The sequence below is a fragment of the Ferdinandcohnia sp. QZ13 genome, from assembly GCF_031324165.1.
GTDB lineage: Bacteria > Bacillota > Bacilli > Bacillales > Bacillaceae_L > Ferdinandcohnia.
In genome coordinates this window covers 158,850-172,355 of record NZ_JAVIVW010000002.1, presented here as the reverse complement: position 1 = coordinate 172,355, position 13,506 = coordinate 158,850, and the positions used below count along the sequence as shown (strand labels likewise).

General features: G+C 39.1%; 13 protein-coding genes. 10 read left to right on the top strand and 3 right to left on the bottom strand.

The window, feature by feature from the left end:
* Nucleotides 1–419 precede the first annotated feature (419 nt).
* Both RGU12_RS12530 and arr read right to left on the bottom strand, forming a co-directional pair.
* Entirely contained in the window at nucleotides 420–740 is a 321-nt protein-coding gene (locus RGU12_RS12530; RefSeq protein ID WP_309536449.1) for a hypothetical protein, read from the bottom strand.
* 1,225 nt (nucleotides 741–1,965) lie between these two features.
* Nucleotides 1,966–2,382: an NAD(+)--rifampin ADP-ribosyltransferase gene (gene arr, locus RGU12_RS12525; protein WP_309536448.1), complete on the bottom strand. Its 417-nt coding sequence runs from the start codon at nucleotides 2,380–2,382 to the stop codon at nucleotides 1,966–1,968.
* 269 nt (nucleotides 2,383–2,651) lie between these two features.
* Here arr and RGU12_RS23770 point away from each other — a divergent pair, with 269 nt between their 5' ends.
* From RGU12_RS23770 to RGU12_RS12510, 4 genes are all read left to right on the top strand, one after another.
* Nucleotides 2,652–2,696: an erythromycin resistance leader peptide gene (locus RGU12_RS23770; RefSeq protein ID WP_116354017.1), complete on the top strand. Its 45-nt coding sequence runs from the start codon at nucleotides 2,652–2,654 to the stop codon at nucleotides 2,694–2,696.
* 372 nt (nucleotides 2,697–3,068) lie between these two features.
* The gene (locus tag RGU12_RS12520) at nucleotides 3,069–3,962 is read left to right on the top strand and encodes a putative RNA methyltransferase (RefSeq protein WP_309536447.1); all 894 of its coding nucleotides are present in this window, start codon (nucleotides 3,069–3,071) and stop codon (nucleotides 3,960–3,962) included.
* A gap of 698 nt (nucleotides 3,963–4,660) precedes the next feature.
* Complete coding sequence (locus tag RGU12_RS12515) at nucleotides 4,661–7,102, top strand: beta-glucosidase (RefSeq protein WP_309536446.1); 2,442 nt, start codon at nucleotides 4,661–4,663, stop codon at nucleotides 7,100–7,102.
* Between the two features lie 211 nt (nucleotides 7,103–7,313).
* Complete coding sequence (locus RGU12_RS12510; protein WP_309536445.1) at nucleotides 7,314–8,810, top strand: right-handed parallel beta-helix repeat-containing protein; 1,497 nt, start codon at nucleotides 7,314–7,316, stop codon at nucleotides 8,808–8,810.
* Nucleotides 8,811–8,910: 100 nt separating this feature from the next.
* On the opposite strand, the gene RGU12_RS12505 is transcribed toward RGU12_RS12510, so the two are convergent.
* Nucleotides 8,911–9,816, bottom strand: a complete 906-nt coding sequence (locus RGU12_RS12505) for a ferritin family protein (protein WP_309536444.1) — start codon at nucleotides 9,814–9,816, stop codon at nucleotides 8,911–8,913.
* 335 nt (nucleotides 9,817–10,151) lie between these two features.
* Between RGU12_RS12505 and RGU12_RS12500 the strand changes: the two genes are divergently transcribed.
* The 6 genes from RGU12_RS12500 to RGU12_RS12475 all read left to right on the top strand — a co-directional run bounded on the left by RGU12_RS12500 (nucleotide 10,152) and on the right by RGU12_RS12475 (nucleotide 13,500).
* Nucleotides 10,152–10,379 (top strand): sulfurtransferase TusA family protein, encoded by a 228-nt coding sequence (locus tag RGU12_RS12500; RefSeq protein ID WP_309536443.1) that lies wholly within the window; start codon nucleotides 10,152–10,154, stop codon nucleotides 10,377–10,379.
* A 29-nt stretch (nucleotides 10,380–10,408) separates the two neighbouring features.
* Nucleotides 10,409–10,888 carry a DsrE/DsrF/DrsH-like family protein gene (locus tag RGU12_RS12495; protein WP_309536442.1) on the top strand — a complete coding sequence of 160 codons (480 nt, stop codon included), beginning with the start codon at nucleotides 10,409–10,411 and terminating at the stop codon, nucleotides 10,886–10,888.
* Nucleotides 10,889–10,929: 41 nt separating this feature from the next.
* A complete protein-coding gene (locus RGU12_RS12490) occupies nucleotides 10,930–11,289 on the top strand; it encodes a rhodanese-like domain-containing protein (RefSeq protein WP_309536441.1) in 360 nt (119 codons plus the stop codon).
* 42 nt (nucleotides 11,290–11,331) lie between these two features.
* Entirely contained in the window at nucleotides 11,332–11,628 is a 297-nt protein-coding gene (locus tag RGU12_RS12485; protein ID WP_309536440.1) for a rhodanese-like domain-containing protein, read from the top strand.
* Between the two features lie 127 nt (nucleotides 11,629–11,755).
* A complete protein-coding gene (locus RGU12_RS12480) occupies nucleotides 11,756–12,331 on the top strand; it encodes a sulfurtransferase TusA family protein (protein ID WP_309536439.1) in 576 nt (191 codons plus the stop codon).
* Between the two features lie 41 nt (nucleotides 12,332–12,372).
* Nucleotides 12,373–13,500, top strand: coding sequence for an MBL fold metallo-hydrolase (locus RGU12_RS12475; RefSeq protein WP_309536438.1), 1,128 nt, complete (start codon nucleotides 12,373–12,375; stop codon nucleotides 13,498–13,500).
* The last annotated feature ends 6 nt before the right edge of the window (nucleotides 13,501–13,506 follow it).

Sequence of the window (13,506 nt, the reverse complement as noted above, 5' to 3'; positions counted from 1 at the left end):
GCTAGGATTTTGGAAATAATACTTATAATTTTGTTTAATTCTAGAAGGAATTCTAAAGATTTTTAAGAAAACTAAAGAAAAACAATAGAGTATCCACTTGATTTCATTCTCTAATAAATGATATATTAATTAAGTCGATTTTTTGCTTGCCTGAAATTCGGAAGTTTGGTATCCTTGTAATAAGTAAAGTGAGATTTTACCTAGTATATGTCTTAAAATCACCTCTTTTCTAGAGGTTTTTCTAACTAAGAAGTTTAAAAAAGTTAGTGTTCTATGTAAGATTTTACTTAGTTTTTATATTAGAATTCTTAATGGACATGCATATTTAGATATTTAGAACATATTATATTTAGGAACATAAGATAAAAAAACACCCCCGTTGGCGCGGAGGTGGAAAATAGTTAGCCGTTGGCGCGGCATTACTTTTTTATAGTTACTTCTTGTAAAACTTCTCTTATTTCTTGCTTTCTTTTTTCAGATTTTCTCTTTTCTCGTTCAGCATTGGCGTGCTGGATTTTTTTGTTTATAATCGGAATAAACCGTATTAGTCCATAAGCTGTTAGTATTACCCAGAACCAGTCACTTAACAAGAAAATACATAATTCAGTTAAGGGAGTTATGCTAAACCCTACTTCTCCACTTCTGAAGCCAGCGACAATTCTTTTCGTAAAATCCCATGCGGAACCACCAATAACTATCGTTTTTACTACATCAACTGCAAAGCAACCTAATTTCTTCATTCTAACTTCACCTCTTTGACCATGAAGCGGTCCATATTACCCTGGGTGAAGCGCCAAATAGATGAAGGCGGGCTTTTTCCTCTATTCACTTTTATTAGTCACATACCTTGTTTCCTTCCTTTCCGGGTGTCGACCCATTCTTATCTATTATTAACAGGATTTAACGGCTCCTGAGATACCCTTTTTTTATAGGCTTGTACCAATTCTTCAAAACTATCAAATGAAAAACGGGTATAAACGCCCTCAATTATTATACTATGCTGTCAACTGGTAAATCAAGGGCGGTTATGAAATAAACGGAAAATGTTTTTCCCAAAGTCAGTGTACCCAATCGTTGTTGTTATGTTAACCATCCTATTATTATTTTTTTATATTTTTATTAATCCTTTCGAAAAAACAAATGTTTTTTTCCGATATCATTAATAATCCTGTTGGACACACTTCTGATTTCTACGGGTATACTACATAATATTCGTTTTATTAAATGTTTATTCCACTTTTTTAGTATAATTCTGTTCGATAATTTATATATTCCATTAGTACTATAATTTAAAACATTTTTCTTAGAAAATCTGTTTTTATTTTGTAAATTCTCACAAAAGGAAAGCTTCACATTTTTTTAGGTAGTATCGATCTAATAAAGGGAAATAATGGGGGCGAAAAAGTTTATTTCTCCAAAAATCTGTCATGGAATGTTATAAACAAGCAGGTGTTCAATATAAAAGGTGAAGTTACTAGGGGATTTGAAGGATGGATGAAGAGCTGACAAATTTTTTACTTGTTTTTGTATAAGCCTTAGAATACTTTTTGAATGTAAACTAATGTACAGTCTTTTTCCTATCATGTGATTCCGCTTGATAATAAATCTGTAAGTATAGTTACCAACTTTTTTTGTTCAAAATAATCTGATCGTCTAAAGTAAGTTCCAACTTTATTTTATAATTCAAAAAGTACTAGTAGTCTTCGGGTCAACAAAATAAACCTTTTGAGTTACCGACTTTTTTGTCGCTATACAACTGGATCCCGAAGTACCGGGTCCAGTCTTTTTCCTTTGTGCAATACGTTAATCCGTAGGTCCCACTCTTATTCGTGGTTATTCTAATGATTTTCCGTCTTTTCTCTAAATTCTTTAACTTCTTGGCAGGTAAATACTTTTAAAAGCCGAACTAGAAACCTATTGCAAAAGCAAATTGATTTTTGGTTTCTTAAATCATTACCTTATAGATTAATCGTATATTACATCCTTTCCTTGTTCACGTAACGTTTTTAAAGATGTAAGCATATGATTTATCTCTTCATCGGAATGTCTTTCCCATGAACCTAATTCAGCTACTATTTTTAAAGGAGATTTAGACCTATAAGAACGTGTTGGGTTTCCCGGAAATCTTTTGTCTGTTAAATTCGGATCATTTTCAAAATCACCTAATGGTTCTACAACATAAATTCTTTCTTTTGATTTAGCAGTTGCTAATTCGGCACCCCATTTTGCAGCATCTAATGTTGCAGTGAAATAAATATAGTTAGACTTTTTATCTTGGTAATTTGATAAGTGTTGTGGTTCTAATAAATCTCCAATTTTTAGTTCTGCTTTCGTACCGTGAAAAAAAGGACCATTATCTAAGACAACTTTTTTGTCATTCATACTGATACACCTCTTATTTTTTAGATATGTTAAAACAGTATAATATATGAACTACCTAATAAGTAGTCTAAAAATAACTTATAAATAGTGGTATAATATAATTAGAGAGAGTAATATCGAAAAACAGTTACCTATTATTTACGTTTTAATTAGCAATCACCATTTTGAGTTGTTAGGGGTTTATGGAAAACTGTTTTTATAATTTACTTTTTCTGTAAGTCGGTTTACAATTAATAGTGAATTTTCAATTGTAGGAGGATTATTAAAAAATGATACATTTTATGAGACTACGATTCCCAACTTTGAACCAGTAATTGAATACGGTCAAAGGCTCTGTTTGTGTATACAGAGTAAACGGGATTAGTCTGTCCTTTTTTAATAATCTTCATTTCATATTTCGGAATTGTTATTCACCATATACTAGCAATATGCTTTCCCCATCCAACTTATGTGCGGGTACTTATTGTCTGTTTATGTGTGGAAAATGTGTAATGTATAGAAAGGCGGCTTGTTCTGCCTTTCTTTATTTTTGTCTAATTTTAACCTTTCGTTGTTTGGATCAAGGGCAGGGTTATTTGCTGACGTCTTTTATTAAGCACTAATGGAATAAGGATAGGCCTCTTTCCCTTTACTCTCAAATCACAGCCAGATGCTTGTGATTTTTTTATTATGAAAGGAAGAGAACCATGAATAATAAAGAAAAAAGTGCTGAATTAGTTAATAAATATGTTCATGTATTTAGTTGTCCGATTTGTAAAAGTCCAATGGAGGTCACTCATTTAAAAAGTATTGTCTGTTTGAATAATCATACATTTGATTTTGCAAAACAAGGCTATGTAAACATGACGACTCGTTCTTTAAATAGCCATTATGACAAGGAATTGTTTGAAGCAAGACAAAAAGTCATAATGGAAAGTAATCTTTTTGCACCTCTACACAAGAAGATTTTAGAAATAATCATTGAAAATATGGATGCTTTAAAAGATGAAATCATGATTCTTGATGCGGGGTGTGGTGAAGGTTCACATTTCCAAAGAATTTTAGATGATTGTGAGAATGTAAGAATTACGGGAATTGGTTTAGATATTTCAAAAGAAGGCATTAGAATGGCTGCAAGTAATTATAATGAATCCATTTGGCTTGTCGGTGATTTAGCAAACTCACCTTTGGCGAATCAATCATGCAATTTTATTTTGAATATCCTTTCTCCTGCTAATTATAAGGATTTCAAAAGGATTTTGGTTCCAAATGGTCTTGTAATGAAAGTTGTACCTCAATCCAATTATCTAAAAGAATTACGAGTAGCACTATTCAATCGTACAGACAAAAAATCTTACAAAAATGATGAAACAGTATCGTTGTTTAACCGTCACTTTTATCTTTTAGATATACTCAAACTTAGTTATAACAGGGAAATAACACAAACTGAGCTCATTCATTTAGTTCAAATGTCTCCTCTTACGTGGAACACGAGCAAAAATGATATGAGTCGAATCATAAATCAAGGTATTTCAGAGGTTACTGTTGATTTAGATATACTGATTGGGATAAACAAGCAGACGAAAGGGGGTAAACAGTAATAGGAAAATATTGAACTATCATATTTAGATAGAGTGGTATTAAACATCCCATGACTAGCAGTACACCAGTTAGCCAAATTTTATCAAACTATCCTTAGGGATTATTAATTGATGACCCAACTCCCTATCTTGATTCAGAAGGTATACGGTTTTTGTTGAAGAATTAACATAAGAGCATGGAGAAATAGATACGGGCAGTACAATATGTATTCAATCGCTAATCAACTGTTTTTTACAATCTAAAGTGAATCAAAATTCATGGCTGGATCCAATGGGATTCAGTCTTTTTTCTTTTACTTCATATTTCCTTTGAACCTTTGCAATATTTTAGAAAAACACCAGCGTAAAAACATCTAAATATCTCCAAAAATTATTGTAACAAAGCTTATTTAATATATAGGAGTTCATACTTTCACCTTATTTAAGTGTGTTTCCAATAATTAACACAATGTTTGTTGGAATTTTGGTTATTCACCAAATCATTGATTTTACAGTGTTTGCAATCGCATTCGGGACTATAGAAGCATTACTAATCTCGTAGTTTTTGTTGCTGTTTTGTAATTAAACGTTCATACGGACGTAATGGTTTTTCACTATACTAATATACTAGTACATCAGTGAAGGAGAGGATAGGATAGGAAGATGAATTGAATGATTTCAAAAAAGAATAGAAAAATAGACAGCAAGGGAGAAATAAGATGATAAAACGCATTACTTTAATTTTTTTAACAGCAATGATCTATATGTCTTCTTTAGTAATTCCTGCTAATGCGGAGAATGCTGGAACGGAAGGGACCAAACCCTGGATGAACACCAAGCTCTCTGCTGAGGAGCGCACCGAGCTACTTCTCGATGCGATGACAATGGAACAGAAGATTCAGCAAATCGCTATCTCGCGCTTCAATGAGAATGACAAAGGTGATCCGGTTGTCATCAAAAGAGGCGGAACTAGTAAGTATATGAACGGCGAATTCGCACCACAAGGTACACTTCCTGGGTGTGAGTTTCAAGACACAGGCCGGCAAATCAAAGGGATCGAGGAACTTGGTATCCCTACAGTACGTATGACCAACGGTGGTACGGGCGTTAAGGGCGGATCGTGTCACAATGACCCATTGGCGACTGGCCTTCCGTCTACCCCAGGTTTGGCTGCGACATTCGACCGCGAGCTAAACTATGAGGCTGGCCGAATCCTTGGTGAAGAGACACGAGCTTTCGCGCATCACGTGTTCCTCGGACCAGGTATGAACCTCATCCGTCACCCGTACGGTGGCCGTAACTATGAATACTTTAGTGAGGACCCTTATTTGACAGGTACCCTTGCAATCGAGCAAACAAAGGGTATCCAGGATCAGGGAGTCCAGGTACAACTCAAGCACATGGCTGGAAACGAACAGGAAACTGAACGTTGGACGATGGGTGTCCAAGTTCCTTCACAAGCTATGAACGAATTGTACATGTTGCCATTCGAAATGACTGTCAGAGACGCTGACCCAGCTTCGGTGATGTGTTCATTCCCGGATGTTAACGGTACTTATGCATGTGACAGTTCTGAACTTCTACAAGATGCCCTACGGAAAAACTGGGGCTTTAACGGATACGTCATGAGTGACCGTCGTGCGATTCACGACACAGTGGCTGCTATCAAAGCGGGTACAAATGTGGAACTCGATTGGGCACCACAGTACTACACTCAAGAGAAGATCCAAGAGGCTCTCGACTCAGGAGCGGTAACTGAGGACGACATCGACAATCTGCTTCGTCCACGTTACATCAAGATGATCGAGTTTGGTCATATGGATGAGCCTTTCGACAAATTTATGCCGGAAATCGTCGATCCGATGGCTAACGGCGCTACCGCACGGAAGATGGCCGAGGAAGGCTCCGTGCTGTTGAAGAACGACAACGGCTTCCTGCCATTAGACGGTGAGCCAAAGTCGATTGCGTTGATCGGCATTGAGACGTTCGCTGGTGCGGCAAAGATGTCCCCACGTTCTGTTCGTGACGACAATGATTATGTAGTGACTCCATATACGGTTACACCACAAGAAGGTTTAGAAAATGTTATCAAAGAATTGGGCTACAACACGAAAGTGACATACAACAATGGCAGTGATCCGAAAGCTGCTGCTAAGTTAGCTGCTGAATCTGATGTCGTGCTTCTTATGGTCGGCGATAACCCACATGAGACAGTGGACCGTGAAACACTCGGATTCCCAGCATTGAACCTTAAATCGGGCGTGGCTGAGCAGGAGCCGCTGATCGACGCAGTTATGGAAGCTAACCCTGAGAACACTGTGGTGGTATTGAAGACTTCCGGTACGTCAATTATGCCGTGGTTGGATAAGGTACCTGCAGTTCTTCAAGCATGGTACCCAGGTATGGAGGATGGCAATGCCGTTGCTAACCTACTCTACGGTAAGGTTAATCCATCTGGTAAGCTGCCAATGACGTTTGGAGCTACTGAGCGTGAAGCAGCATTCGCGACTGAAAAACAGTACCCTGGAACTCGTCAAGATACAGGTAAGGTCGGTGGCCCAGGTCCTTACGGTGATGGTAAGTCCGATCAGCTAATCGCTCAATACACTGAAGGTCTTGAGATGGGTTACCGCTGGTACGAAGCAAACAACGTGAAGCCGGTCTTCCCATTCGGGTACGGATTGTCTTACACAACTTTCGAGTATGGTGACTTAAAAGTGAAGAAAGTCCGCGATACAGGAAAAGACGGCAAAGGAGCGTTATCCGGTCTTGACGTGTCCTTCACTGTAACGAACACCGGTGACGTTGCCGGAAAAGAAGCGGCACAAGTCTATCTGACACTTCCGGACGAGGCAGGGCAGCCAACGAAACGTCTTGTCAACTTCGAGAAGGTTGATCTTGAGCCAGGTGAAAGCCAGCGTGTAACTGTACGAATTAACCATGCTGACTCTAACCATCCATTCTCTTATTTCGTTCCAGAAGAGCCAGACAATTTGGCGAACTGGGCTGACGGAGAGTGGGCTACTGTTGACGGAAAGTACCGCGTGCATGTCGGTGGTTCCTCTGCAGACACTCCGTTGGAAAAGGATATTCCGTTGAACTTCAAAATCGATAAGGACAACGGCAAAGGCAACAACAAAGGTAATAAAGGCAACAACTAATGATAATATTTATGGCAAAGGGGGACTCTAATTGGTAGTCCCTGGCCATGGGATGACGTCGGCGACCGTTAGTGGTCATTAGGTATCCCAAAGGTAGTGAGCCCGCGTGCTCGGCGAAACAAGCCAAGGCACGCGGGCTTTCTGCTTCTCTCGATGCATCCATGTCCGATGAGAGTGATGAAAAGAGTGTAGAAAGGAAGTGAGAAGTCTAATGAATGAATCTGTTCAGAACAGCCGTCGAGGACCCGCGCATTCGTGGTTGGTTGCCTTAGGTCTTGTGTTCCTCTTGACCGCATGCACCGTCGGGGAATCCGAAAGGCCAGTCGAGAGTGATGACTCCGTGGGAACCGCTCCGACCGGGCACGGAGACTGGAAGAACCCCGGCTTAGTAGACCGTTCTGGCGCGCCGATTGAGGTGCCGACGCTGGTTCCAGCCACGGGTAGAACGCTAGACGTCACTCAATTTGGAGCAGATCCAGCGCCAGACTCACACGACGATGCAGCTGCCATCAGGAAGGCCATAGACGCTGCCGAACCGGGAGACGAGGTCGTGCTACCAGCAGGCACATATGACCTGCGCTCCACTGACCCGGCAGACAAGACGGCGAACATCGTGTTGCGAAGTGGTGTGGACCTACGCGGCGATGGCCAGGAGCGCACCGTGTTGCTGACCTCCCTTAACGGCGAGGATGACAGTCGGGTGATCCGTGGGTCTGGAGTTTACGATGTCATCATTGCTGACTTCACCATAACCTCCCGTCATGAGGGTCCACTTGGTGAAGACCCTGACGACAGCGACGCGGGTGGCGGACCGATGTACGGGATATACATCGGAGCGCATGAAGGGAAGCCGAGCTACAGGATCCTTGTGGAGAACCTAGGCATACGCAAGTTTGAGCGCCACGGGATCTCCGTCAAGACTAGCCGTGAAGTGACCCTATCGGGAAACCACATAAGTGAGGCAACTGCCATCGGTCCTGGTGGACAGGGCTACGGCATCGCCATCGAGGGCTCAGTTGACCAGCATGACCCTGATGCCGCCAATGATTCCCGGCACAATGTCGTCATCGGTAATACATTCGACGGCAGGCATCTACGGCACGCCGTTCTGCTGCAGTTCCCCACTCACAACAATCTTGTGGTGGAGAACACCATTGTCGGCAGTTATCTCGATGCCATCGACTTGCACGGCGAGGGTGAATACCTGAATGAAATTAGGAACAACACGGTCATCGGTGGAAAACGGGCGGGTATCGCGCTAGGCAATTCCGGAGGTGCCAAGAACAAACACGACGCCTCAGGTCGTGGAAACTGGGTGCACTCCAACAATCTGATTGGAAACCGTCAGGGAATCCTCGTTATCCTGGGAACTCGAGATACACTCATCGAGGACAACAAGATTACCGCTAGCAAGGATTCCAAGGTTGGTATTGAGCTTCGAAATGCGCCGGGAACGGTGCTGCGAGGTAATCACATCACTGGAGGGACAAAAGGGTTCTGGGCCATCCGGCTTACTGAGGACAACGGTGCTGACGGAAGGGGCACAGGAATCCCCTCGGGCGTAAGAATTGAGTATAACATCATTCGACAAGCCGCCAACGGCATCAGGATTGATGCCGGGAAGGACCTCAGCGTGGTCGAAAATATAGTAGAGGGTATCGACGGAGATAAGATGAGGATAGCCGATGGAGTCGAGGTGAGCAAATAAGTCCAATGGGTAGTTCAATCGTAATCAAAAATAGTGCAAGTTATGGAGATAAGAAGGGGAGGAGCCCCTTCTTTACTTTTAAACTCTAATCTGAATAGCATTATTTATATCGTGAAAGACTTCTTTCAAATGCTGCATGATGATTCAAAGAAGCATTACGAAGTTGAGAAAAGACGGTTCGAAAATCATTAGGAATAGTGAGTGATAGAAACCGGTCGTACATAGAAATATTGTCTATGTCCCCCTGAACACCAGCAGCATATGCTGCCTTAATACTCTCTGGTGTTGTAACGAATGACTGTGAAATATCTTCAGGTAGTGGCACATGATAACGTTCAAATAGTGGTAATAAAGCATTTATATGTCTCTTTTCAGCTTCTTTTATTTGTGTGAATGTCCTTATATATCCAAAATTTTGTAAGATATCATCGTATCTTGCTTGAGCTAGGTATTCATCTTGAAGGGCATAAGTCAACATTTGGGGTAAAGTTAACATGGAGGCACTTAATGCACCTTTAGCCCCGTAATTGATCATTTGCCGATTGATTTGTGTTCCCTTAGGATTATTAGAAAAAGACAAAAACCATACAGCGTGATTTTGTTCGTCTGCAGCTGCACGGCGAAACCTTTCTTTAATAATTGGATCATTCACTTTATCTGAAATCTCTAAATAAAAATCAACGGTTTCCTGCTCATCTTTAAACGCAAATTCTATTCCTTCTCTATACGTATTAGGACATTTCTCAATGATATGATAAGATGCATTTTTTCCTGTTAAATTTGTATAAATTCTACTAAATTCATCGAGATGACGTATTTCATCCTTTCGTATCTCCAAAACTCTGTCCCTTTCATCGCTTGTAGGTGCCATCCTGGCTAATTCCTTATAACAAGCAATAGCGCTATATTCTCCATTAATAGCTTTTTGAATATCATTTACAAGCTGAATGTCATTTGGCATACGATATGAATCATAATAATATGGACCAAATTGATTTAAATACATGTTTGTCCTCCTCTTGAAAACCATCTACTTATCTTATGTTTTATGATTGGCTAGCTGTGCCAGTTCATTTCTTGTTATTTGATCAATTGCAGTTGCATCTAAAAAGAGACTTTAACTACTTTTCATTGTGAATTTATATTTTAAATTTTAGATTTATGAACGTTATTCATTTATTTTGTTGACAATATACCAATAGGGGTATAATATATGACATGTGAGTTTCATCACACTGATTAAATAGTAATAGAAGCCAAGAGGGTTGACACCCACTTTTATTTTAGTTATTATCATACCCATAGGGGTAAAGGTAAAAATAAAATTTGGAGGTAATATATATGAATATAGATAAAGTGTTAGATGCAAAAGGGCTAGCTTGCCCAATGCCTATTGTAAAAACAAAGAAAGCAATTGACGGTCTTGAGTCAGGACAAATCTTAGAAGTTCTTGCAACTGACAAAGGAGCAAAAAATGATTTAACAGCATGGGCTGTCTCTACTGGACACGAACTAGTTGAATCAAAAGAAGAAAATGGAGTTCTTTACTTTTATATTAAAAAAGGCTAAACCTTTGGTGAAAACGGGGAGGAAAAAGAATGACGGAAAGAAAAAAAACAACGATTGTTTTATTTAGCGGTGATTATGATAAGGTAATGGCTGCCTATATTATTGCAAATGGTGCAGCAGCATATGATCATGAAGTGACCATTTTCCATACTTTTTGGGGATTAAATGCATTACGTAAAGATGAAGAGATTAAAGCGAAAAAAAGCTTCATTGAAAAAATGTTCGGCAAAATGATGCCTAGGGGTGCAAATAAACTAGGACTTTCAAAAATGAATATGGCAGGTATGGGGCCAAAAATGATTAAAGATGTTATTAAAAAACACAATGCTTTGCCTTTACCACAGCTTATTGAAATGGCACAAGAGCAAGATATAAAGCTTGTTGCTTGTACAATGACAATGGATTTACTTGGACTTAAACAAGAAGAACTTTTAGATAATGTTGAATTAGCAGGTGTTGCAGCTTATTTGGCAGATGCAGAAAGTGGCAATGTGAACCTGTTTATTTAAAATTTGCGGGTAATCCCATTCATAACAGGAGGTATTAGAATATGGAATATATCAATTACATCGTATTTGCCCTCATTGTAATTTTTATCGTACAACGTTTTGTTCCTACAAAAGGAATTAAAAACATTACAACCGTTGAATTGAAAAATGAATTAAAGGACAAAACCAAGCAATTTATCGATGTTCGTACTCCTGGTGAGTTCAAGGGCTATCATATAAAGGGTTTTAAAAACATGCCACTTCAACAGCTTGCACAAAAAGTGAATGAACTTTCAAAGGATAAAGAAGTAGTTGTGATTTGCCAAAGTGGTATGAGAAGTCAAAAAGCTAGCAAGCAACTAAAGAAATTAGGTTTTAAGCATATAACAAATGTTAAAGGCGGCGTAAGCTCTTGGAGATAAGGATCTCTATAACAGACTTTTACTAAATAGGAGGAATTGAAAATGAAACAACTAACAGCTAAAGAAGTTGAAACATTACTTAACGAAGGTAAAACATTAAATATAATCGACGTTCGTGAAGTGGATGAAGTTGCAGCAGGAAAAATTCCTGGGGCTGTGAATATTCCACTAGGTTTAATCGAATTCCGTATACATGAACTTGATAAGTCTAAAGAATATGTGATGGTTTGCCGTTCTGGTGGTAGAAGTGGAAGAGCATCACAATTTCTTGAAGGACAGGGCTTTAAAGTAATTAACATGGTGGGCGGCATGCTTGCATGGGAAGGCGACGTAGAATAATTTTTTTGATAATTTTTATACCCGCATGGGTATAAAGGTGGGCGTATATCCTGGGTTTTTCCAGGAATATACACCATCATTCAATAGTGTATAACACGATAAATAAAAGTTCTTGGGAGGTTCAAAAATGGAATCATTAAAAACAAATCTTGTGTTGGATGCAAAGGGCTTAGCTTGTCCTATGCCAATCGTTAAAACTAAAAAGGCAATTACGAATCTAGAAGGCGGACAGGTTTTAGAGGTTCAAGCTACTGATAAAGGTTCAAAGGCAGATTTAAAAGCATGGGCTGAGAGCACTGGACATCAATATCTTGGAACGATAGAAGAAGGCGATGTACTAAAACATTATATTCGTAAAGCTAGCAGTGAAGAAGCTGTAGAGAAGAAACACCCTAATGTAGCATCAAACGAAGAATTAGAAGTTGCTATTTCTTCTGGAAAAGATATTCTTGTTCTTGATGTTCGTGAAGCTGCTGAATATGCATTTAATCATATCCCAGGAGCTGTCTCCATTCCGTTAGGAGATATAGAGAAAAGAATGAATGAACTAAATGAAGAAAAAGAAATCTATGTCGTTTGTCGCAGGGGTAGCCGAAGTGATTTAGCATCTCAAAAGCTTACAGAAAAAGGCTTTAAAAATGTAATTAATGTTCTTCCTGGAATGAGTAAATGGACTGGTAACACAACAAGTATTAAAAACTAATTTTTTTTCGGATTAAATATACTGTGGGGGGTAAAGTGAAAATGACTGTTAATGTAATGACTGCAAATGATGTTACAAAAAAAGTATTTGATAAAGAACCATTATTTATCTTAGACGTACGTAACCAGAGTGATTTTAACGATTGGAAAATCGAAGGTGAAAACTTCGACTATTTAAACATTCCTTACTTTGAACTACTAGACGGAGTTGAAGAAATCCTCGAAAAGCTACCAAAGGATAAGGATATCTTAGTAGTTTGTGCAAAAGAAGGATCATCTGTCATGGTAGCAGATATGCTATCAGAAGCTGGGCTAACTGTTTCATACCTAAAAGGTGGTATGAAGGCTTGGAGTGAGCATTTAGAGCCGGTTAAAGTGGGCGATTTAAAAGATGGTGGGGAAATCTATCAATTTGTTCGTATTGGAAAAGGCTGTCTATCATACATGGTAGTTTCTAATGGTGAAGCAGCCATTATTGATGCAACTCGTATGACGGATATTTTCCTTGAATTTGCTGAGAGCAAGGGTGCAAAAATTACACATGTATTTGATACTCACTTGCACGCTGACCATATTTCTGGCGGAAGAAAAATTGCTCAAAGCACGAATTCAACATATTGGTTACCACCTAAAGATGCAAGTGAAGTTACGTTTGAATACGCAGCTTTAGAAGGCGGGCAAGATGTGACAATTGGTAATACAACTATTAATATTCATGCATTGTATTCTCCAGGTCACACAATTGGTTCTACTTCATTCGTTGTTGATGAAAAATATTTACTATCTGGTGATATTCTATTTATCGATTCAATCGGTAGACCAGACCTTGCTGGTTTAGCACAGGATTGGGTAGGAGATTTAAGAGAAACTCTTTATAACCGATACAGAGAATTATCTGATGACCTAGTTGTATTACCAGCTCACTTCATGATCATCGACGAATTAAATGAAGATGGAAGTGTATCTGAAAAACTAGGAACATTGTTTGCGAAAAACCATGGTCTAAATATTGCGGACGAAGCGGTATTTAGAAAAATAGTAACAGAAAACCTACCACCACAACCAAATGCATATCAAGAGATCCGTGAAACAAATATGGGTAAAATCACTCCTGATGAAGAAAAACAACGTGAAATGGAAATCGGGCCAAACCGCTGTGCGGTTCGCTAATTACAA